Annotated in this window: 23 protein-coding genes; 21 read left to right on the top strand and 2 right to left on the bottom strand. The window is 68.0% G+C overall.

Annotated elements, in window-relative coordinates; genetic code table 11:
* Nucleotides 1-26 precede the first annotated feature (26 nt).
* From AX681_RS19730 to cysS, 12 genes are all read left to right on the top strand, one after another.
* Nucleotides 27-491 (top strand): DoxX family protein, encoded by a 465-nt coding sequence (locus AX681_RS19730; protein ID WP_066660290.1) that lies wholly within the window; start codon nt 27-29, stop codon nt 489-491.
* A gap of 27 nt (nt 492-518) precedes the next feature.
* Nucleotides 519-1,049, top strand: coding sequence for a sigma-70 family RNA polymerase sigma factor (locus tag AX681_RS19735; protein ID WP_066660292.1), 531 nt, complete (start codon nt 519-521; stop codon nt 1,047-1,049).
* A 1-nt stretch (nt 1,050) separates the two neighbouring features.
* Nucleotides 1,051-1,692, top strand: coding sequence for a DUF1109 domain-containing protein (locus AX681_RS19740; RefSeq protein WP_082737956.1), 642 nt, complete (start codon nt 1,051-1,053; stop codon nt 1,690-1,692).
* A 54-nt stretch (nt 1,693-1,746) separates the two neighbouring features.
* Nucleotides 1,747-2,463 carry a response regulator transcription factor gene (locus tag AX681_RS19745; RefSeq protein ID WP_066660294.1) on the top strand — a complete coding sequence of 239 codons (717 nt, stop codon included), beginning with the start codon at nt 1,747-1,749 and terminating at the stop codon, nt 2,461-2,463.
* On the top strand, nt 2,432-4,024 hold the full coding sequence (locus tag AX681_RS19750) for a sensor histidine kinase (RefSeq protein WP_066660296.1): 1,593 nt from the start codon (nt 2,432-2,434) through the stop codon (nt 4,022-4,024). Before AX681_RS19745 ends, AX681_RS19750 begins: the two co-directional genes overlap by 32 nt.
* Before the next feature lie 20 nt (nt 4,025-4,044).
* The gene (locus AX681_RS19755; protein WP_066660298.1) at nt 4,045-4,482 is read left to right on the top strand and encodes an HPr kinase/phosphorylase; all 438 of its coding nucleotides are present in this window, start codon (nt 4,045-4,047) and stop codon (nt 4,480-4,482) included.
* Nucleotides 4,479-5,399, top strand: coding sequence for an RNase adapter RapZ (rapZ, locus tag AX681_RS19760; protein WP_066660300.1), 921 nt, complete (start codon nt 4,479-4,481; stop codon nt 5,397-5,399). The genes AX681_RS19755 and rapZ overlap by 4 nt, the downstream gene beginning before the upstream one ends.
* Nucleotides 5,400-5,423: 24 nt before the next feature.
* Entirely contained in the window at nt 5,424-5,831 is a 408-nt protein-coding gene (locus AX681_RS19765; RefSeq protein WP_066660306.1) for a PTS sugar transporter subunit IIA, read from the top strand.
* Nucleotides 5,828-6,100, top strand: coding sequence for an HPr family phosphocarrier protein (locus tag AX681_RS19770; RefSeq protein WP_066660312.1), 273 nt, complete (start codon nt 5,828-5,830; stop codon nt 6,098-6,100). Before AX681_RS19765 ends, AX681_RS19770 begins: the two co-directional genes overlap by 4 nt.
* Before the next feature lie 4 nt (nt 6,101-6,104).
* Nucleotides 6,105-6,908 carry a TrmH family RNA methyltransferase gene (locus AX681_RS19775; RefSeq protein WP_066660314.1) on the top strand — a complete coding sequence of 268 codons (804 nt, stop codon included), beginning with the start codon at nt 6,105-6,107 and terminating at the stop codon, nt 6,906-6,908.
* 104 nt (nt 6,909-7,012) lie between these two features.
* A complete protein-coding gene (locus AX681_RS19780) occupies nt 7,013-7,240 on the top strand; it encodes a hypothetical protein (protein WP_156442745.1) in 228 nt (75 codons plus the stop codon).
* A 52-nt stretch (nt 7,241-7,292) separates the two neighbouring features.
* Complete coding sequence (gene cysS / locus AX681_RS19785; RefSeq protein ID WP_231733744.1) at nt 7,293-8,735, top strand: cysteine--tRNA ligase; 1,443 nt, start codon at nt 7,293-7,295, stop codon at nt 8,733-8,735.
* A gap of 40 nt (nt 8,736-8,775) precedes the next feature.
* On the opposite strand, the gene AX681_RS19790 is transcribed toward cysS, so the two are convergent.
* Nucleotides 8,776-10,146, bottom strand: a complete 1,371-nt coding sequence (locus tag AX681_RS19790) for a DUF1501 domain-containing protein (protein ID WP_066660323.1) — start codon at nt 10,144-10,146, stop codon at nt 8,776-8,778.
* An 11-nt stretch (nt 10,147-10,157) separates the two neighbouring features.
* Complete coding sequence (locus AX681_RS19795) at nt 10,158-11,867, bottom strand: DUF1800 domain-containing protein (RefSeq protein WP_082749630.1); 1,710 nt, start codon at nt 11,865-11,867, stop codon at nt 10,158-10,160.
* A gap of 163 nt (nt 11,868-12,030) precedes the next feature.
* Here AX681_RS19795 and AX681_RS19800 point away from each other — a divergent pair, with 163 nt between their 5' ends.
* The 9 genes from AX681_RS19800 to AX681_RS19840 form a co-directional block, all read left to right on the top strand.
* A complete protein-coding gene (locus tag AX681_RS19800) occupies nt 12,031-12,966 on the top strand; it encodes a D-2-hydroxyacid dehydrogenase (RefSeq protein WP_066658251.1) in 936 nt (311 codons plus the stop codon).
* A gap of 20 nt (nt 12,967-12,986) precedes the next feature.
* Complete coding sequence (locus AX681_RS19805; protein ID WP_066658249.1) at nt 12,987-13,571, top strand: anthranilate synthase component II; 585 nt, start codon at nt 12,987-12,989, stop codon at nt 13,569-13,571.
* A 99-nt stretch (nt 13,572-13,670) separates the two neighbouring features.
* The gene (locus tag AX681_RS19810) at nt 13,671-14,063 is read left to right on the top strand and encodes a PilZ domain-containing protein (RefSeq protein ID WP_066658247.1); all 393 of its coding nucleotides are present in this window, start codon (nt 13,671-13,673) and stop codon (nt 14,061-14,063) included.
* Nucleotides 14,064-14,159: 96 nt separating this feature from the next.
* A complete protein-coding gene (locus AX681_RS19815) occupies nt 14,160-14,804 on the top strand; it encodes a hypothetical protein (RefSeq protein ID WP_066658242.1) in 645 nt (214 codons plus the stop codon).
* Nucleotides 14,801-15,796 carry an anthranilate phosphoribosyltransferase gene (gene trpD / locus AX681_RS19820; RefSeq protein WP_066658239.1) on the top strand — a complete coding sequence of 332 codons (996 nt, stop codon included), beginning with the start codon at nt 14,801-14,803 and terminating at the stop codon, nt 15,794-15,796. The genes AX681_RS19815 and trpD overlap by 4 nt, the downstream gene beginning before the upstream one ends.
* Nucleotides 15,793-16,578, top strand: a complete 786-nt coding sequence (trpC, locus tag AX681_RS19825; RefSeq protein WP_066658236.1) for an indole-3-glycerol phosphate synthase TrpC — start codon at nt 15,793-15,795, stop codon at nt 16,576-16,578. The genes trpD and trpC overlap by 4 nt, the downstream gene beginning before the upstream one ends.
* 151 nt (nt 16,579-16,729) lie before the next feature.
* Nucleotides 16,730-17,200, top strand: a complete 471-nt coding sequence (gene moaC, locus AX681_RS19830) for a cyclic pyranopterin monophosphate synthase MoaC (protein WP_066658233.1) — start codon at nt 16,730-16,732, stop codon at nt 17,198-17,200.
* A 134-nt stretch (nt 17,201-17,334) separates the two neighbouring features.
* Nucleotides 17,335-18,276: a PilZ domain-containing protein gene (locus AX681_RS19835; protein ID WP_066682669.1), complete on the top strand. Its 942-nt coding sequence runs from the start codon at nt 17,335-17,337 to the stop codon at nt 18,274-18,276.
* Nucleotides 18,277-18,314: 38 nt separating this feature from the next.
* On the top strand, nt 18,315-19,261 hold a 947-nt coding region (locus tag AX681_RS19840; protein ID WP_082749631.1), incomplete at its 3' end, for a molybdopterin molybdotransferase MoeA.

The following is a 19,261-nucleotide window of genomic DNA, read 5'->3' on the forward strand; positions in this document are numbered from 1 at the left end:
TCCATTCGCATACACAGGATATCGACATGCAGCGCATCGCATCTTTGTACGACCGAGCCGTCATGCTGGTCAGCTCGCGCACGGCAGAGGGCGTTGCGCTGCTGCTGGTACGGGTCGCGCTCGCCGGCGTGTTCTGGCGCGCGGGCCGCAGCAAGGTGGTGGAGGGCAGCTGGTTCACGCTCAGCGACTCCACCCGCTATCTGTTCGAAAATGATTACAGCGCGGTCCCCCTGCCGCCCGAATTTGCCGCGCCGATGGCGCTGATGGCGGAGCATCTGTTTCCCGCCTTGCTGCTGATCGGGCTTGCGACGCGCTTCTCGGCGCTGGCGCTGCTCGGCATGACGCTGGTGATCCAGATTTTCGTTTACCCCGACGCCTGGTGGGCCACGCATATCCTGTGGGTCGCACTGGCCGGCATCCTGATCGTGCGCGGCGGCGGCCTGCTGTCGCTCGACGCGGCCATCGCCGACTGGCACCGTCGGCAGGGCTGATCGCGGACAGGACGGGCGGGGGCGTCGATGATTGCAGACGAAGCCGGCTTGGTACGGCTGATGATTGCCGCGCAAGCGGGCGACGGTCGTGCCTACACCGTCCTGCTGACCGAAGTGCAGCTGTGGCTGGAACGCTATTTCCGCCGCCGCGTCGCGCCCGCTCAGCTGGACGATCTGGTGCAGGACGTGCTGCTGGCGCTGCACGCCAAGCGGGCGACATGGGACGAGACGCGCGCGTTTCTGCCCTGGCTCGCGGCGATCGCGCGCTATCGCTGGATCGATCATCTGCGCCGCGTCTACCGGACCGCCGAAGACGCGCTGGAGGATCAGGATTCGGCCGAGGATAGCGACGAAGAGGCGGTGCTGGCGAGGATGAGCCTGGAGCGGCTGTTCGTGCACCTGCCACAGGGCCAGTGCGAAGCGATCGAACTGGTCAAGATCAAGGGGCTGTCCATCACCGAGGCAGCCGAACGCAGCGGTCAGAGCGAAAGCCTGATCAAGGTAAATATTCATCGCGGTTTGAGAAAGCTCGCCGCGCTCGTAGAAGAGGCCGATTGAAATGACCCGCCCGCCGTCCCCCCTGATCGCGCAGCTCGCCAGCGAGCTGGAGCCGGTGCGCCCGGTGCGCATGGCGCATGGCCGCGCATTGCTGGCCCTGTCCATGCTCGCCACGATCGGCGCGGTCGCACTCGGGCTGGGCCTGTGGGCCGGTCCGCTGCATGGCGAGGCGGCGGGGATGTTCTTCGTCGCCAATGCGCTGATCGGGCTGGTCGGGCTGGTGTCCGCGCTCGCGGTCATCCGCATGGCTGGCCCGCGCGTCGGTGCACGGCAGGACGGCGCACGCTGGTTGCTCGCGGCGCTGGCGATTCTGCCGCTGGCCGCCGTGCTGCTCGCCGCGATCGAAGGGCAGATCGACTGGCACGAACATGCCACCCATGGTCCGGAATGCTTCATCGCCGGAACCTGCGCCGGATCGCTGGTCGCAGCGGCACTGATCGCCTGGCTGCGCCGCGGCGCGCCGGTCGCGCCCAAGGTTGCCGGATTCTACACCGGCGTCGCCGCCGGCGCGCTGGGCAGCTTTGCCTATGGCCTGTCCTGCCCGGTGGATTCGATCGGCCATCTGGGCATCTGGCACGTCGCCCCCGTCGCGGCGATGGCGGGGCTGGGGCGGCTGTTCGTACCGCGCTGGGTGCGGTGGTAAGGGGAGGCCCCCTCCCCCGTTGAGCCGGGCGGCACATTCCGCTACCCCCTGCGCATGACCGCAACGATTGCGCTGGTCGATGACGACCGCAACATCCTGACGTCCGTGTCGATCGCGTTGCAGGCCGAGGGGTTTGTGACGCGCGTCTATTCGGACGGTGAGGCGGCGCTGAAGGCGCTGGTCGACAATCCGCCCGAGCTGGCGGTGCTCGACATCAAGATGCCGCGCATGGACGGGCTGGAGCTGCTGCGGCGGCTGCGTGAGAAGAGCCAGATCCCGGTGATCTTCCTGACCAGCAAGGATGATGAGCTGGACGAGGCGCTGGGGCTCGCCATGGGCGCGGACGATTATATCGCCAAGCCGTTCAGCCAGCGGCTGCTGATCGCCCGCATCCGTGCGATCCTGCGGCGGACCGAACTGGTCGCGGCGACTGCGCAGGGCGAAGAGGAGGCAGCGACCGAGGCGCAGCCGGTGATCGAGCGCGGCCCGCTGACGATGGACCCGGCGCGGCACAAGGTTACGTGGAAGGGCGACAACGTCACCCTCACCGTCACCGAATTCATGATCCTCGAAACGCTTGCCCAGCGGCCCGGCATCGTCAAGACGCGCAACCAGCTGATGGATGCGGCGTATCAGGACGACATCTATGTCGATGACCGCACCATCGACAGCCATATCAAGCGCGTGCGCCGCAAGTTCCGGCAGGTCGATCCCGAATTCGACGCCATCGAGACGCTCTATGGCGCCGGATACCGATTCTCCGACGAATAGGCCCGCCCCCGCCCGGGAGGAGCGCGACCTGTCGCTGCGCTGGTCCGGCCGGGTCAGCCTGACGCCGCGCATCCTGGCGGTGAACATCTTTGCGCTGGTGATGCTGGCGGGCGGGTTCTTCTACCTCGACAGCTATCGCGCGCGGATCGTCGACAGTCGCGTCGAACAGGCGAGTCGCGAAGCGCGGCTGATCGCGCAGGCGGTGGCGATGACCCCGCCGGCCGATCGCACCGCGCTGATCCGGCGGGTGGCGAGCGAGGCGGATATCCGCATCCGCCTGTATGATCGCGCCGGGCGGATGACGCTCGACACGCGCGCGCTGGGACTCAACAATTTCGTGCTGCGCGATCCCGACAAGGATCCGTGGAACCAGAGCGCGGCGCGGTTCCTCGACGCGGTAATCGACACCGTGGCGGGGGCCGATCGCGACCAGCAGTTTCGCGAGCGTGCGCCGACCAAGGGCCTGGATTGGCCCGATCTCGCCGCTGCGCTGCGCACGGGAGAGGCGAGCGCGACCGTGTGGCGCGCGCCCGACCGCACGCCGGTCATCACCGCCGCCGCGCCCTATGGCCCGGAGGGGGCGGTGTTCACCAGCTCCAACGCGCGCGACATTACCCAGCGCGTGCGGATCGAGCGGTTCCGGCTGGGGCTGGTGCTCGCCTTCACCGCCGGGCTGTCGATCTTTCTCTCGCTGTTCCTCGCCCGCACCATCGTCCGCCCGCTGCGCCGCCTTGCCCGCGCGGCGGTGCGGGTGCGGCTGGGGCGCGCGCGCGAAGTGGTGGTGCCGCGCCTGCCCGAACGGCGCGACGAGATCGGGCACCTCGCCCGGTCGCTGTCGGACATGAGCCTCGCCCTGCGCGCGCGGATCGACGCGACCGAGGCCTTCGCCGCCGATCTGGCGCATGAGATCAAGAACCCGCTCGCCTCGCTCCGCTCCGCCGTCGACAGCCTGATGGCGGTGCGCGACCCGGAATTGCAGGCACAGTTATTGGCGGTGGTGCGCGACGATGTGCTGCGGCTCGATCGGCTGATCAGCGACATCTCCGAAGCGTCGCGGCTCGATGCCCAGCTGTCGCGCGCCAAATTCGATCCGGTCGATCTGTCCGCGATGCTGGCCGCCATGGTCGAGCAGCGCACCGCGCGCGGGGTCGAGCGCGGTATCCGCCTGCGTTTCGATGCGCCGATCGGACCGATGCCGCGCGTGATGGGCGAAGGCGCGCGGCTGGAGCGGGTTTTCGCCAATCTGATCGACAACGCCATCTCCTTCTCCCCCGATGGCGGCACGGTGGCGCTGTCGATCATCGCGTCGGGCGAGATGCTGGAGGCGCGGGTCGAGGATGAGGGGCCGGGCGTGCCCGAGGAAGCGCGCGAGGCGATCTTCCGCCGCTTTCACACCGACCGGCCGGAAGGCGAGGAATTCGGCAAACATTCCGGACTGGGACTTGCGATTGCGCGGACCATCGTCGAAGGTCACCAGGGGACGATCGGGGTAGAAACGCGCGAGGACCGCATGCGCGGCGCGCGCTTCGTCGTCCGGCTGCCATTCGTGCAGGCGGGTTGAGCGTACGGGGAGTTCGAAGCGTGGCGATCCTGTCTTCCGAAACGCTGCACGCATCCTGCGTCGCGATCGATGGGCGCGCGGTGCTGATCGAGGGGCGATCGGGCGAGGGCAAGTCGGACCTGGCGCTGCGCCTGATCGACCGCGGCGCGGCACTGGTCGCCGACGATTACACGATCTGCACGCGGCGCGACGGCGTGCTGCATGCCAAGTCCCCGGCGACGATCGCCGGGAAGATCGAGGTGCGCGGGATCGGCCTGGTCACCCTGCCCCATGCCGACAGCGCGCCGATTGCGCTGCTCGTCACCATCTTCGACGATCCGCCGCGCATGCCGGAGGGGCCGCAATCGCGAAAGATCGCCGGCGTCGACGTGCCGGTGGTCGCCCTGCCCGCGCTCGAACCCTCCGCGCCGATCAAGGTCGAGCTGGCGCTGCGCCACCTGACGGGAGCGGCCCGATGAACAAGCGTCGGCCCAAGCAGATCCTGCTGGTCACCGGCATGTCGGGCGCGGGCAAGTCGACCGTGCTGCGCACGCTGGAGGATCTGGGCTGGGAAGTGGTCGACAATTTGCCGCTGCTGCTGCTCAATCGCCTGCTCGACACCGACCCGCCCGAGGGGAGCGATGGCGACGACCGTCCGCTCGCGCTCGGCATCGGTACGCGCACGCGCGGCTTCGACGCCGACAGCATTGTGCGCCGGATCAAGAAGCTGCGCGACGAACGCGGCTATGACATGGGAACCTTGTTCCTCGACTGTTCGGGCGCGGAGCTGGAGCGGCGCTATTCGGAGACGCGCCGCCGCCATCCGCTCGCGCTTGATCGGCCCGCGACCGACGGGATCGTTCGCGAGCGCGAGCTGCTGCAGCCGCTGCGCCGCTGGGCCAACCGGGTGATCGACACGACCAGCCTGTCGTCGAACGAACTGGCGCAACAGATCCGCACGACCTTTTCCGGCCCGGGGCTGGGCGAGACGGTGGTGTCGGTCATGTCGTTCGGCTTTGCGCGTGGCGTGCCGGCCGGGGCCGATCTGGTGCTCGACATGCGCTTCTTGCGCAATCCGCACTGGGTCGAATCGCTGCGCCCGGGTACCGGCAAGGACGCCGATGTCGCCAACTATGTCGCCGGAGACCGCGCCTATCCCGAAGCGATGACGCGGATCGAGGAGCTGCTGCTGCTCCTGCTCCCGCGCTATCAGGCGGAGGGAAAATCCTATGTTACCATCGCCTTTGGCTGTACCGGCGGGAGACATCGGTCCGTGCATGTGGCCGAACGCGTCGCTGCCCGGTTGCGCGACGCGGGTTTTTCGCCCACGGTGACGCATCGTGACTTGCAAACCGCGCCGCAGGACTCGCTAGAAGGCCCGCCGGTCGGCAAATGAACCGCATGGGACAAGCGTAAAGACATGATTGGACTGGTACTCGTGACGCACGGGCGGCTCGCGGAGGAGTTCGTCGTCGCGATGGAGCATGTCGTCGGTCGTCAGGACCGCATCGCCACCATCTGCATCGGCCCCGAGGACGATATGGAGGAACGGCGCGCGGACATCGCCAAGGCGATCGTCGCGGTCGATGGCGGACGCGGGGTGATCCTGCTCACCGACCTGTTCGGCGGCACCCCGTCGAACCTCGCCATCTCGCTGCTGGAGGCGGGCAGGGTCGAGGTGATCGCGGGGATCAACCTGCCGATGCTGATTCGCCTGGGCGGGGCGCGCAAGACGATGAAGGTGACCGAGGCGGTTGCCGCCGCGCGGGAAGCCGGGCGCAAGTACATCACGGTCGCCTCCGAAGTGCTGGGCGAGGCTGCCGCTTGAGCCGGGTCAGCCGCACCGTCCTGATCGGCAACCGCCGCGGCCTGCACGCGCGGGCGAGCGCCAAGTTCGTCACCCTCGCCTCGTCCCAGCCGTGCGAGCTGACCGTCGAGAAGGACGGCAACGCCGTCACCGGCACGTCGATCATGGGCCTGATGATGCTGGGCGCCGCGATGGGCGACACGATCACGATCAGCGCCGCTGGCGACGGTGCCGAGGACGCAGTGCTCAAGCTGGTCGAACTGGTCGAGGACCGCTTCGGCGAGGATTGAGCCGGTGCGCGAAATAACCGCCTTTTCCAATCCGCTGGTCAAGCGGGTCCGCAGCTTGCGCGACAAGAAGCATCGTCGTGACGAGGGGCTGTTTCTGGCCGAGGGGCTGCGCATCCTGACCGAGGCGCGTGAGGCGGGGCATCTGCCCGCCTATCTGTTCTTCGCCAAGGGCCATGACGGCCACCCGCTCGCTCAGGAGCTGATTGCGGCAACCGAGGCTGCGGGAGGCGAGGTCATCCAGACCGACAGCGACATCCTGTCCAAACTGTCGGGCAAGGACAATCCCGGCGCGGTCGTGGGTGTGTATCGCGAGCTTTCGACCGACCTCGCCCGCATCAATCGCACCACCGCCCCGCTGTGGCTGGTGGCCGAGCGGCTGCGCGATCCGGGCAATCTCGGCACGATCCTGCGCACCGCCGATGCGGTCGGCGCGGGCGGGCTGATCCTGGTCGACGAGTGCGTCGATCCGTTCAGCGTCGAGGCGGTCCGCGCGAGCATGGGCGCGCTGTTCACGATTCCTTTGGCACGTGCGCCGTGGGATGAATTCCACGCCTGGCTGCGCGCCGGACCCGGCCAACTGGTCGGCCTCGCGCTCGAAGGTGCAGTCGATTACCGCGCGCCCGACTTTGCCGCGCCGGTGTTCCTGCTGACCGGGAACGAGGCGCAGGGGCTTCCCGCCGACTATGCCGCGGCATGCGATGTGCGCGTGAAAATTCCGATGCTGGGCAAGGCGGATAGCCTGAATGCCGCGGTCGCGACCGCCGTCATGGCCTATACCGTGCTCGACCGGATCCGCCCGCACGCCTGACCGGACTGTTGCCGATCGGCGACAGTCCCGCCGCGCCGTCGATACGCGCTTGGAACAAAATCGCGAATCCGTGCGTCGAACCGGGCAAGTCTGGAGACGAGCCGATGTTTTACGACGCGACCCCCTTCACCGCCGCCAATAGCGGCTATCGCATTGCCTTCCGCCCCGGCGAGCAGAATGTCTGCCCCGGATGCGGCCAGTCGCACTGGATGATCGGGCGCATGACCGCCGAATGCGCCTTCTGCGCGACGGCGCTGCCGATCAACCATGGCGGCAGCTTCGGCGCGGGCCTGTTCACCGTCAGCGAGAAGCCCAAGCCACTCGCCGCATGATTCCCGCGCGGGGAGGTTGGTAAGCCGCCTCCCCCGCGCTATGGCGCCGCACATGACTGGCGCCACGCTCACCCTCTACAACAGCCTCACCCGCGCGACCGAAGCCTTCGCGCCGATCGATCCCGCCAAGAGCGTGCGCGTCTATTCGTGCGGACCGACGGTCTATAGCGACCCGCATCTGGGCAATCTGCGCGCCTATGTCTTCACCGATACGCTCAGCCGCGTGCTGCGGTGGAAGGGGCATGCCCTCACCCATGTCATCAACATCACCGATGTCGGCCACCTGACCTCCGACGCCGATGCGGGCGAGGACAAGATGGAAGCGGCGGCGAAGCAGCGCGGCCTGAGCGCCTGGGACATTTCGCGCCACTATGCCGATGTGTTCCGCCGAAACTTACGCGACCTCAACATCCGCACCCCCGATCACATGCCGCTGGCGACCGATTACGTTGAGAAGATGATCGAGTTCGCCAAGGGCATTGCCGACCAGCATTGCTACCAGCTCGACAGCGGCCTCTATTTCGACAGCAGTACCGTGCCCGATTACGGCAAGCTGTCCGGCGGTCAGGACGATGCCGGTGAAGGCCGGATCGAGAGCGTCGCGGGCAAGCGCCATCCGCAGGATTTCGCGATCTGGCGCACCACCCCGCCGGGCGAGACGCGGCAGATGGAATGGGACTCACCCTGGGGCCGCGGCGCGCCGGGCTGGCACCTCGAATGCTCGGTGATGAGCGCCGAGCTGCTCGGCCTGCCGTTCGACATCCACACCGGCGGGATCGACCATCGCGAGATCCACCACGTCAACGAAATCGCGCAGAACCAGGCGCATTGCGGCTGCGCGAATTCGGGCGCGAAGATCTGGATGCACAACAACTTCCTGGTCGATCGCGGCGGCAAAATGTCGAAGTCCAAGGGCGGCATCGCCACGCTCGACGCACTGGTGGCAAAGGGCGTCCACCCGCTCGCCTATCGCCTGATGTGCCTCAGCGCGCATTATCGCAGCGAGCTCGAGTTCAGCGGCGAGAATTTGATGGCGGCGCTGGTGCGGCTGCGGCGGCTGGTGCTGGCGGCGGAGAAGTTCCGTGCGGCCGAGGGCCCAAAGGACGGTAAGCCTGGCGGCAATGCGGCGAGCTATCTCGAGCGGCTCGACGCGGCGGTGTCCGACGACCTCAACACCCCCAAGGCGCTGCCGGTGCTGGAGGAATTGCTCGCCGACAAGCATCTGGGGCAGGAAGCGCGGCTGATGACGCTGGCACAGTTCGACACCGCCCTCGGCCTCAACCTGCTCGACCTGTCCCGCGCCGACCTCCGCGTCCGTCCGGCAGATGCACTGGTCACCGAAGCAGAGATCGAAGCCCGCCTAGCCCAACGCAAGGAAGCCCGCGCCGCGAAGGACTTCGCCCGCTCGGACGCGATCCGCGACGAGCTGATCGGCGCGGGAGTCGAGGTGATGGACGGCGACCCGATCGGGTGGGACTGGAAGGTCGAACTCTGACCTCAACCGTCGCCCCGGCGGAGGCCGGGGCGACGGCCTCTCAAACAAACCCCAGATTCGTCGTCGAATAATTCCCGATATTCGGCAGCACCGTCGACATGTTCCCCGCCGACACCCCGAACCAGCTCGCCAGCGTCGCGGCGTACTGATCGACCGAGGTGGTCGGGAGCAGCCGCCCCTGCCCGACATCGCTTGGCGTATTGTGCCCGAAATCGGGCGGGGTGCCATAGATGCGGCCGCCCTGCACCGCGCCGCCCAGCACGAAATGCATGCTGCCCCAGCCATGGTCGGAGCCGTCGTCATTCTGCGTCAGCGTGCGGCCGAAGTCCGACGCGGTGAAGCTGGTCACCTTGTCCGCGATGCCCAGCGCGGCGGTGGTGTCGTAGAAGGCGCGCATCGCATCGGCGACGCGGCCCACTAGGGTCGGGTGATCGCGCAGCAGGAAATCGTGCATGTCCCAGCCGCCGATCGACACGAAGAACACCTGCCGCTTCGCGCCCAGTTCCTGTGACACCGAAATCAGCCGCGCGACGATCTTGAGCTGGTCCGCCAGCGTATTGCCGGTCGGGAACAGCGTGAAATTCGCCGCCGGGGCGCTCGCCAGCGCGCCGTTGACCTGCGTGTAGAGATCGAGCGCGCGTTTCGACACGGTGGCGTGTTCGTTGGCGATGAGATTGGCCTGCGCCCCGCCCATCAGCGTGCGCAGCGTGCTGGCAGCGGTCGCCGATCCGAACAGCGTCGACGCGCCGTTGATCAGCGCGGTCGGGCCATTGGTGCCGGTGACATACTGGATCGCGCTGCGCCCCGACAGATAGGTCGCATTGCCCGATGCGCTGATACAGGTCAGCGCGCTGGTTCCGTTGCCGCTCTGCAGCAGGTCGCCAATCCGCCCGCCCCAGCCCGATGTCGCGCCCTCCGCGCTCGATGCCTGCCAATAGCTTTGCTGGTCGTTATGGCTGAACAGCTTGGGCGGCAGCGCCACCGATGCCGCCTGATACTGCGCCTTGGTCGTCGGGCGCACCAGCGTGCCGACATTGAGCACCGGGGCCAGCTTGCCCGCGTTGAACAAAGGCAGCAGCGACGCCATCGTCGGTGCCAGCGCAAATTGCCGCCCGCCGAGTGAATTGGCCGGGTTCAGCAGGGTCGCGGTCAGGCTGTCGCGCGCATGGCCCAGCGTCGGACGCTGCGCGAGATAGGCGGCATGCGTCGCACTGTCATAGGGCGGCAGCGTGTTGGCGTAATCATTGCCGCCATAGAGGAAGATGCACACCAGCGCCTTGTAATCGCTGGCGACCGCCGCCGATGCCTCGCCGATCGCGGCGAGCTGGGTGACGAAGGGCGCGGCGGCGCCCGCTGCACCCAACGCGGCGGTGCGCTTGAGGAAGGCGCGGCGCGATTGGTTCTGATCCATGTCCCGGCCCCTCACTTCAACGTCAGAAATTCGGGCGATGCCATCGTCAGCAGGACGGCGATCGCGATGCGGTTTGAATTGCTGCTCGAACTGTCGACCGCGGTGCGGATCGCGGTCACCGTGGCGCTCGACAGCTGTCCAGCCGCGAGCCACAGGTTGATCCGGTCGACCAGCGCCGCGCTGTCCGCCACCAGTGTCGACAGCGACCCGTAATCGGTGCGCAGGTCGGTCGTGTTGTTCACCACCGACTGCATGTAATTCACATAGCCGACGACGCTGATCTCGTTGGTGATCTGCAACTCCGGCGCGACCAGCCCCGCGCTCGCGATCGGGGTATTGGGCGGGGTGTAGCCGGGGCGGAAGAAGTTGAAGACCGACGGGCTGCGGCCCATCGCCTGCGCCAGCCGGTTGATCGAGCTGCTGGTGTCCCCCGTCGTCCAGTTGCCCGAGTTCGACGTTGCCCCGAACGCGCGCGCCCAGCCGGTCAGGCGCATCACCGGTTCGCGCAGCTTGCCCGCGCTGGTCGCGGTCGGTTCGGTCCGCGCCTCGCTGTCCATCAGGATCGCGCGGATCACCGCCTGCATGTCGCCGCGCACGCCCGATCCATTGTCGGCAAACTTCGCCGCGACGCGCCCGATATAGCCAGCCGAGGGATTGCTGGTCACCAGCCGCTGAATCAGCTGCTTCGAAACAAAGGGCGGCACATTGGGGTGCGCGAAGATCGTATCGAGCGCTTGGCGTATCGCATCCGCGCCCGCTGCCCCGGCGGGGACGGTCGTGCCGAGGAAGGTCGATGCCCCGGTCTCGTGCAGCGTGGCGTTGATGATCATCGGGCGGCGGTAGCGATCGGGCGTCGTGTTATCCGATCCGTCGACCACCAGTCCCGTGAACACCCGCGCCAGTCCCGATACGTCCGCCGGCGTATAGGTCTCGACCGGCTGCCCGCCCGATGTCACGACGCTGCCGTCCATGTTGAGCCGCACCAGGCCGATGGTAAAAAGCTGCATCAGCTCGCGCGCATAATTCTCGTCCGGGACCGACCCGGTGCTGGCATTCGCCTTGCGGTTGCCCAGGAAGGTCAGGAACGACCCCATGGCGGCGTTATAGGTCACGCGCTCGATCAGCGTGCGGAAATTGCCGAACGCATTGTCCATCAGCACGTCGACATAGGCGGCCATGGAGAATTGCCGCCACGACAGGTTCACACCGCCAATCCCGACCACCAGCATTTCGAGCAAAGCCATGCCCACGCGCTGGCGCAGCTGATCGCCCGCGCCAATCAGCTGGCTCCACATCGCATTGTCGAAGCCGTTCTCGTTGTTGACGAAGCTGGCGTCATTATAGCCCTTGCTTACCAGCCAGTCCCACAGGCTGGTCGGGCGCGGCTTGGCGAATTCGGCGGTGATCCATGCGTCGAAACCGCGCGCCTGGACATCGGCGATGTCAGCGGCGGTCGCGCCCATCGTTGCCTGCGACAGGAAGCGGCTGGCCTGTGCGGCCGTGGGCGGTGGCGGGGTCGGGCTGGGCGTCGGCGTCGGGCCGGGGGTCGAGACGACGCCGCCTCCGCCGCCGCCCGAGTCACATGCAGCGAGGGCGAGTGCGAGCCCGCTGACCCCGACCGCGCTAAAGCTGCCGCCGACACGTGCGACATCGCCCGCGGCCGCCGGTTGCGGCGCGAGCGGTTCATCCACCGCGATCAGCGGCGATTCCAGTTTGTCCATCGGTCCCCACCCCGGGCGTACGGAGCCTCCCGCGCCATGTCGCCCGTATCGAACATTCCTCTTTCCGCTGCCGGGCGCCAGTCAAAAAGAGTATCAATTTGTCGCAAACCACCTTCCCGCGCCGCGATTGCCCCGGCGCGCGGATCGCGCCATCCTGCGCAGCATGAAAGCCGTCCTGCCTGCGCTCGCCCGCCCGCTGATCGAACCCGGCCTGCCCGCCGGGATCGACGCGCATTGGTTCACCAGCCGCGAAGAGGCGCTGGCGCTGATCGGCGATGCGCAGATCGGCTGGGTCGACATGAACCGGCCGGGCTGGACCGGAGAGATCGCGGCGGCGGGCGAGCGGCTCCAATGGCTGTCGACCATCTATGCCGGGATCGATGCGTTCGACACCGACCTGCTCAAGGCGCGCGGCACGATCCTGACCAACGGCGTCGGCATCAATGCGATTGCGGTCGCCGAATATGCGATGCTGGGCATCCTCGCCGCAGCCAAGCGCTTCGATGAAGTGGTGCGGATCGCCGACCGGCACGAATGGCCCGGCGACGCGCCGGGCAAGGTCGAGCTGTTCGAAACCCGCGCGCTGGTGATCGGATACGGCACGATCGGGCGGATGATCGGGGAGCGACTGGCGGCGTTCGGCGTCGCGGTGACCGGCGTCACCCGTTCCGGCCGCGACGGCACGCTGACGCCCGACCAGTGGCGCGACCGGATCGGCGACCATGACTGGGTCGTCCTTGCCGCCCCCTCGACCGATGCGACGACGGCGATGATCGGCGCAGACGAACTGGCGGCGATGAAGCCCGGCGCGTGGCTCATCAACGTCGCGCGCGGCGACATGGTCGATCAGGACGCGCTGATCGCCGCGCTGCACAAAAGGCGGATCGGCGGCGCGTTCCTCGACGTGGTGCATCCCGAGCCTCTGCCCCCCGACCACCCGCTCTGGACCGCGCCCAACACGCTCCATTCGATGCACTTGTCGGGCCGCTCGCAGACCAAGATGTTCATGCGCGCCGCCGCCCTGTTCCTCGACAATGCGCGTGCCTTTGCCGAAGGGCGGCCGATGAAGAATGTCGTCGATCTCGACGCAGGCTACTGACGCGGCTAATCCCCCTCCCCATGATCCTCGTCATCGACAATTACGACAGCTTCACCTGGAACCTCGTCCATTATCTGATGGAGCTGGGCGCGGAGGTGAAGGTGGTGCGCAACGACGCGCTCACCGCGGAGGAGGCGATTGCCAGCAACGCGCAAGCGTTCCTGCTCTCCCCCGGCCCGTGCACCCCGAACGAAGCGGGGATCAGCCTCGACCTCGTCGCCGCCTGCGCCGATGCGGGCAAGCCGCTGCTCGGCGTGTGCCTCGGCCACCAGTCGATCGGCCAGCATTTCGGCGGCAAGGTCGTGCGCGGTGGGCTAATGCACGGCAAGACGTCGCCGGTCAGTCATGACGGCACCGGCCTGTTCGAAGGGCTGCCCAGCCCCTTTACCGCCACCCGCTACCATTCGCTGATCGTCACCGACATTCCCGACGCCCTGGTGGTCAACGCCACGGCATCCGACGGCAGCGTCATGGCGTTCCGCCACCGCGACTTGCCCATCCACTCGGTCCAGTTTCACCCGGAAAGCATCGCCACCGAACATGGCCACGCGATGCTGGCGAATTTCCTCAGGATCGCGGGCATTGCGGCGAAGGCCCCGGCATAAGCCCGGCAGCCGGAATCAAGACCCGGTTAACCCGTTTTGGTTAGGGTCGCGTCGAGCCATTCTCACATCCTGTCCCTTGGGCAGGCCGCAAGGGGACCCATGGACCAAGCCGCCACGCGCGATTCTCTGATCCCCCGGATACCGCGCCAGCAGGTTCTGCTCGGCGCGGAGATTTGCGGTTTCGGCGGCGGCGCGCCGACCAGGCATCGGGTCAAGGATTTGTCGGTCGCGGGTGCCAAGGTCGACCGCGCGGGCATGCTGCGCCCCGGCGCCACCGTGCTGGTGTCGGTCGGCGTGCTCAACGCGATCGGTGCGACGGTGATCTGGGTCAAGGACGACTTCGCAGGCCTGCGCTTTGCCGAAACGATCGACCCCGATGCGGCCCGGTCGAAGGCCATGATCGCCCCGCCCAAGCCGCGCCCCACGACGGTCGTGGATCGTGGTGCGACGGCAGGCTGGATCAGGGACCTCAACAGCCCGTACCGCCGCTAAGCGGATCTCGGCAAAGGCCTGCAGTTCATTGCGGGTCTGAAACTATCGGTTGCATCGATGCCCAGCGTTTTCCACCATCGCGGCGGGAGAACGCATATGCCGCAAGCCCCTTATCGCCTGGCGTTCGATATTGCCGGTCAGCCGTCCGACCCGATGATCCTGTGGATCGAGGTGGCGGGCGCAGTGCTCGCGCTGATCGTGCTGGCGCTCGGCGTCCGGATCGTGCGGGGCTATCGTGGGATGCAACCACGTGCGGGGCGGATGACCTGGTTCGTAACGCTGTTCGCCACACTGTCGTCCGCCGCCTTCCTGTTCGGCAGCCTCCACCAGCATGCAAGAGAACGGGCGCTCGACGCTGAACTGGCGGCTGGCCGGGTGCGGACGGAGGAGGGCTGCCTCGACCATTTTGTGCCCGAACAGCGATCGCGCGCGCTCAGCACCTCGACCGCGACCGACGCGCATTGGCGCGTCGGCGGGCAGGAGTTCCGCTATGGCAGCGGCGATATGGGACGCGCCTTCAAGACGTCGGCGGGCGATGACGGCCCGGTGCGCGCCGACAGCCGCGTCAAGCTGCGCTATATTGTCGATCCACTGACCGGCATGAACCGGATCGTGCGGCTTGAGGTGGCGGACGGTGCCTGTCCTCCTGCGCCCGCGAGGGCTGATTTCAGACGCGCATTGCCGATCCGCAACAGGAATTGCTCGACTTGGCGTTCGCGCCCCGGAATAGAGGCGGCGTGACCACATTCAGCCTCCTCCCCGACCCCGTCAGCCCGCTCGCCCGCGAAAGCGCGGCGCAGGCATTTGCCGACATCCTCGACGGCCGCGCGGCCGAGGATGAGATTGAGGCATTCCTGATCGCCCTGTCCGACCGCGGCGAAACCAGCATCGAGATCGCCGAAGCCGCCCGGGCGATGCGCGCGCGGGTGATCCCGGTCCGCGCCCCCGCCAGTGCGATCGACGTGTGCGGCACTGGCGGCGACGGGCACCACACGCTCAACGTCTCGACCGCCGTCGCCATCGTCGTCGCGGCGGCGGGCGTGCCGGTTGCCAAGCATGGCAACCGCGCCGCCAGCTCCAAATCGGGCGCGGCGGACACGCTGGAGGCACTCGGCCTCGACCTCGACCGCGCCGCCGCCAACGCCGAAACGCACCTCAACGACCTCGGCATCGCCTTTCTGTTCGCGGCGAAGCACCATCCGGCGATGGCGCGCGTTGCCCCGATCCGCAAGCGCATCGGGCGGCGCACGATCTTCAACCTGATGGGCCCGCTCGCCAACCCCGCCGGAGTACAGCGCCAGCTCATCGGCATCGCCCGCCCCGATTATGCGCCGATCTATGCCGAGGCGCTGGCCCAGCTGGGCGTCAAGGGCGCCGCGATCGTCGCGGGCGAAGAGGGGCTCGACGAATTGTCGCCCGAGGGCGGGTCGCTGGTGGTCAGCATCGGCGATGTCAGCCTGCCCGCGCGCGTGACCCCTGCCGACGCCGGCCTGTCCGCCCACCCGCTCTCCGCGCTGCGCGGCGGCGACGCGCAGGAGAATGCCGCAGCGCTCCGCCGCCTGCTCGATGGCGAGCGCGGGGCCTATCGCGACGCGGTGCTGCTCAACGCCGCGGCGGCTTTGGTCGTGGCCGGTGAAGCGATCGATCTCCGCGAAGGTGCGGAGGAAGCGGCGGAAACGATCGACAAGGGGCTTGCCAAAGCTTTGCTCGACTGCTGGATCGCCGCCGCATGAGCACGATGCTGGACGAAATCATCGCGGTGAAGCGCGGCGAAGTGGCGGAGCGCAAGGCGACGACCTCGCTCGCCGAGCTGCAAGCGCTGGCGATGGCGCAGACCCCGCCGCGCGGCTTTCGCGCAGCGCTGGATGCCAAGGCCGCAGCCGGATACGGGCTGATCGCGGAGATCAAGAAGGCATCCCCCTCCAAGGGGTTGATCCGCGCCGATTTCGATCCCCCCGCCCACGCCCGCGCCTATGCCGCCGGCGGCGCGGCGTGCCTGTCGGTGCTGACCGACGCGCCATTTTTTCAGGGGCATGAGGAGTATCTGATCGCCGCCCGTGCCGCCTGCAGCCTGCCGGTGATCCGCAAGGATTTCATGATCGACCCGTGGCAGGTGCTGGAGGCACGCAGCATCGGCGCCGACGCGATCCTGATCATCGTCGCCGCACTCGAAGACGCGCAGATGGCAGAGATCGAGGATGCGGCACTCGGCCTCGGCATGGATGTGCTGGTCGAAGTCCACGACGCCGCCGAGCTCGACCGCGCGCTGGCGCTGCGCTCGCGGCTGATCGGGGTGAACAACCGCAATTTGAAGGACTTCACCGTCTCGTTCGATCGCACCTATGAACTGGTCGGTCGCGCGCCCGAAGGCTGCACCTTCGTCGCCGAAAGCGGGCTCACCAGCCGCGCCGATCTCGACGCGATGGCGCAGCATGGCGTGCGCTGCTTCCTGATCGGCGAGTCGCTGATGCGCCAGGACGATGTGGAGGCGGCAACGCGGGCGATGATCGGGTGAGCGGCGCGTCAATCAACTCCTTCTCCCCCTGTGGGAGAAGGAAGGGGCCCGCGCGCGGAGCGCGTGGGAAGGATGAGGGGGCTTTGCGCCCGGCCCCCTCACCCTTCCGCGCCTGCGGCGCTCCCTCCCTCTCCCACAGGGGGAGAGGGAAATGACGAACCTCACCCATCTCGACGAAACCGGCGCAGCGCGCATGGTCGATGTCGGCGCAAAGGCCGAGACCGAGCGCGTCGCCATCGCCACCGGGCGGATCACCATGTCGGCCGAGGCCGCCGGCGCGATCCGCAACGGCCTGCTCAAAAAGGGCGATGTCATCGCCGTTGCGCGCATCGCCGGGATCATGGCGGCAAAGAAAACCAGCGACCTGATCCCGCTGTGCCACCCGCTGACGCTCAGCAAGGTCAGCCTCGACCTCGTCCCCGATGACAGCGGCGTCACCGCCACCGCTACCGTTGGCCTCACCGGCCGCACCGGGGTGGAGATGGAAGCTTTGACCGCCGTCACCGTCGCGCTGCTGACCGTCTACGACATGGCCAAGGCACTCGACCGCGCGATGGAGATCGGCGCCGTCCGCCTGATCGAAAAGCGCGGCGGCAAGTCCGGCGACTGGCACGCGACCTAAGCGAATCCTCCCCCGGCAGGAGGAGGATTTCGAAACTGGCACGTCACACAGGGTTAACTCGCCCCTTACCGCGCTCGATCAGCGAATCTTGACGGCGCTGGGCCCACAGCATTTTCGTTCAGTTGTGGGGCGTTATGTCGGGTTCAGGGCGGTCGGCCATCTTTTCTCTGTCGGGCGGGCTCGACCCCGTCCAACCGGGCTCCGGGGAGAATGCGGCGCACGGCAGGCTGATCGGCAGCACCGGCGCGCGCGACTGTTTCGTTCACCGCATCACCTCGGCTGGCGCGACGCTGACCGTGACCGGCCCGATCACCCATGGCGAACGCGCCACGATGGAGCTGCCGTTCGGCGTCAGCGCGGAAGGATCGGTGGTCGGCGACGACCCCAATGCGCTCGCCTTCCGCTTCGACGCACCGCTGGATGTGGTCGCCGCGCTCGCCCGCTGTCTCGCCGCACTCCCCGCCGAACGCCGCCAGATGCCGCGCATCGAACTGCGCCAGCGGCTGTGCATCCGGCATGGCGAAGAGGTCGATTTCGCCTGGACCCGCAACCTCTCTCCCGCCGGTCTCGGCGTCGAGACGCGCGCGGCATTGCGCGTGGGTGAGGCGGTCGAGATCACGCTCGACGGGCTGCGCCCGATCGCGGGCGAGATCCGCTGGACCGAGCGCGGCCAGGCCGGCATCGCCTTTGCCGAGGAACTGGGCTGGCAGATCCTGATGCCGTGGTTGCGTCAGGTCGCCAACCGCCGCCCGCCGGTAGCGCAGGAGCCGATGGCGGGCAGCGCATCGCCGCTCGGCGCGGTCAAGAACGCGATCAAGCTCGACGCCGCCACGCTCGTCCGCTCGGGCAGCAGCTGGTGGAACGCCCAGATCACCTCGCTCAGCAATGCGCTGGTCGAGTTCGAAAGCGATACCGAATTTGCGCCTTTGTGCGGCCTGTGGCTGTCGCTGCCGCAGATCGGCGGCTGGCCGATCCGCGTGCTCGAATGTCACGGCGCGCGCCACGTCGCCGAATTCCGCCTGCCGCTGCGCCCGCACGAGATGAGCCGGTTGAGCGAAGCCGCCCGCCCACGCTGACATCTCGACCGGTTGAAGGCTCCTCGTTAATCGGGAGCATGGCCGAGATGATTTCCGTCGCCGAAGCGCAAGCCCGCCTGTTCGCCCTCGCCGAACCGGTAGCGGTCGAGCGGGTGCCGCTGCGCGACGCCGCAGGCCGCTGGACTTCCGCACCGGTAGCAGCACTGCGTACCCAGCCCGAACTGCCGCTGTCGGCGATGGACGGCTATGCGATCCGCTTCGCCGACCTGCCCGGCCCGTGGCGGGTGATCGGCGAAAGCGCGGCGGGGCGTCCGTACACTGGCATGGTCGCGCCGGGCGAAGCGGTCCGCATCTTCACCGGCGCGGCAGTACCCGATGGCGCGGACACGATCCTCGTCCAGGAAGAAGCGGCGCGCGATGGCGACACGCTGACCCTGACCGGCGAAGGCACACCGCATGTCGGCGCGCATGTTCGCCCGGTCGGGCTCGACTTCACCGATGGCGAGACACTCATCGCCCCCGGCGCGCGCCTGACCCCGGCGCGGATCGCGCTCGCCGCGATCGCCGGCCACGCCACCCTCCCCGCCCGCCGCCGCATCCGCGTCGCGATCGCCGCCACGGGCGATGAGCTCCGCGCACCCGGCGCACCGCTGAGCCCCGGCGCAATCCCCGAGAGCAATGGCGCGATGCTCGCCGCACTGCTCGCGACGCTACCGGTCGAGCTGATCGACCTCGGCATCCTCCCCGACCGCATCGACGCGCTCACCGCCGCCTTTGCTGCTGTCGACGCCGACCTGCTCGTCACCAGCGGCGGCGCTTCGGTCGGCGACCATGATCTCGTCCGTCCCGCGCTCGAGGCTGCAGGCACCGCCATCGATTTCTGGCGGATCGCGATGCGCCCGGGCAAGCCGCTGATGGCCGGGCGAATGCGCGATATTGTCGTCATCGGACTGCCCGGCAACCCGGTGTCGGCGCATGTCACTGCGCTCCTCTTCGTCCTGCCGATGGTCGCGCATCTCTCGGG

The sequence above is a fragment of the Sphingomonas sp. CCH9-E2 genome (assembly GCF_001557215.1).
GTDB lineage: Bacteria > Pseudomonadota > Alphaproteobacteria > Sphingomonadales > Sphingomonadaceae > Sphingomonas.

Excerpts from the sequence above, each read along its gene's own strand:
- AX681_RS19730 (WP_066660290.1), top strand. The coding sequence starts at position 27 with ATGCAGCGCATCGCATCTTTGTACGACCGAGCCGTCATGCTGGTCAGC.
- AX681_RS19800 (WP_066658251.1), top strand. The coding sequence starts at position 12,031 with ATGAAAGCCGTCCTGCCTGCGCTCGCCCGCCCGCTGATCGAACCCGGC.
- trpC (WP_066658236.1), top strand. The coding sequence starts at position 15,793 with ATGAGCACGATGCTGGACGAAATCATCGCGGTGAAGCGCGGCGAAGTG.
- rapZ (WP_066660300.1), top strand. The coding sequence starts at position 4,479 with ATGAACAAGCGTCGGCCCAAGCAGATCCTGCTGGTCACCGGCATGTCG.
- AX681_RS19810 (WP_066658247.1), top strand. The coding sequence starts at position 13,671 with ATGGACCAAGCCGCCACGCGCGATTCTCTGATCCCCCGGATACCGCGC.
- AX681_RS19790 (WP_066660323.1), bottom strand. The coding sequence starts at position 10,146 with ATGGATCAGAACCAATCGCGCCGCGCCTTCCTCAAGCGCACCGCCGCG.
- AX681_RS19835 (WP_066682669.1), top strand. The coding sequence starts at position 17,335 with ATGTCGGGTTCAGGGCGGTCGGCCATCTTTTCTCTGTCGGGCGGGCTC.
- AX681_RS19765 (WP_066660306.1), top strand. The coding sequence starts at position 5,424 with ATGATTGGACTGGTACTCGTGACGCACGGGCGGCTCGCGGAGGAGTTC.
- AX681_RS19735 (WP_066660292.1), top strand. The coding sequence starts at position 519 with ATGATTGCAGACGAAGCCGGCTTGGTACGGCTGATGATTGCCGCGCAA.
- AX681_RS19815 (WP_066658242.1), top strand. The coding sequence starts at position 14,160 with ATGCCGCAAGCCCCTTATCGCCTGGCGTTCGATATTGCCGGTCAGCCG.
- AX681_RS19740 (WP_082737956.1), top strand. The coding sequence starts at position 1,051 with ATGACCCGCCCGCCGTCCCCCCTGATCGCGCAGCTCGCCAGCGAGCTG.
- AX681_RS19805 (WP_066658249.1), top strand. The coding sequence starts at position 12,987 with ATGATCCTCGTCATCGACAATTACGACAGCTTCACCTGGAACCTCGTC.
- cysS (WP_231733744.1), top strand. The coding sequence starts at position 7,293 with ATGACTGGCGCCACGCTCACCCTCTACAACAGCCTCACCCGCGCGACC.
- AX681_RS19795 (WP_082749630.1), bottom strand. The coding sequence starts at position 11,867 with ATGGACAAACTGGAATCGCCGCTGATCGCGGTGGATGAACCGCTCGCG.
- AX681_RS19750 (WP_066660296.1), top strand. The coding sequence starts at position 2,432 with ATGGCGCCGGATACCGATTCTCCGACGAATAGGCCCGCCCCCGCCCGG.
- moaC (WP_066658233.1), top strand. The coding sequence starts at position 16,730 with ATGACGAACCTCACCCATCTCGACGAAACCGGCGCAGCGCGCATGGTC.
- AX681_RS19780 (WP_156442745.1), top strand. The coding sequence starts at position 7,013 with ATGTTTTACGACGCGACCCCCTTCACCGCCGCCAATAGCGGCTATCGC.
- AX681_RS19745 (WP_066660294.1), top strand. The coding sequence starts at position 1,747 with ATGACCGCAACGATTGCGCTGGTCGATGACGACCGCAACATCCTGACG.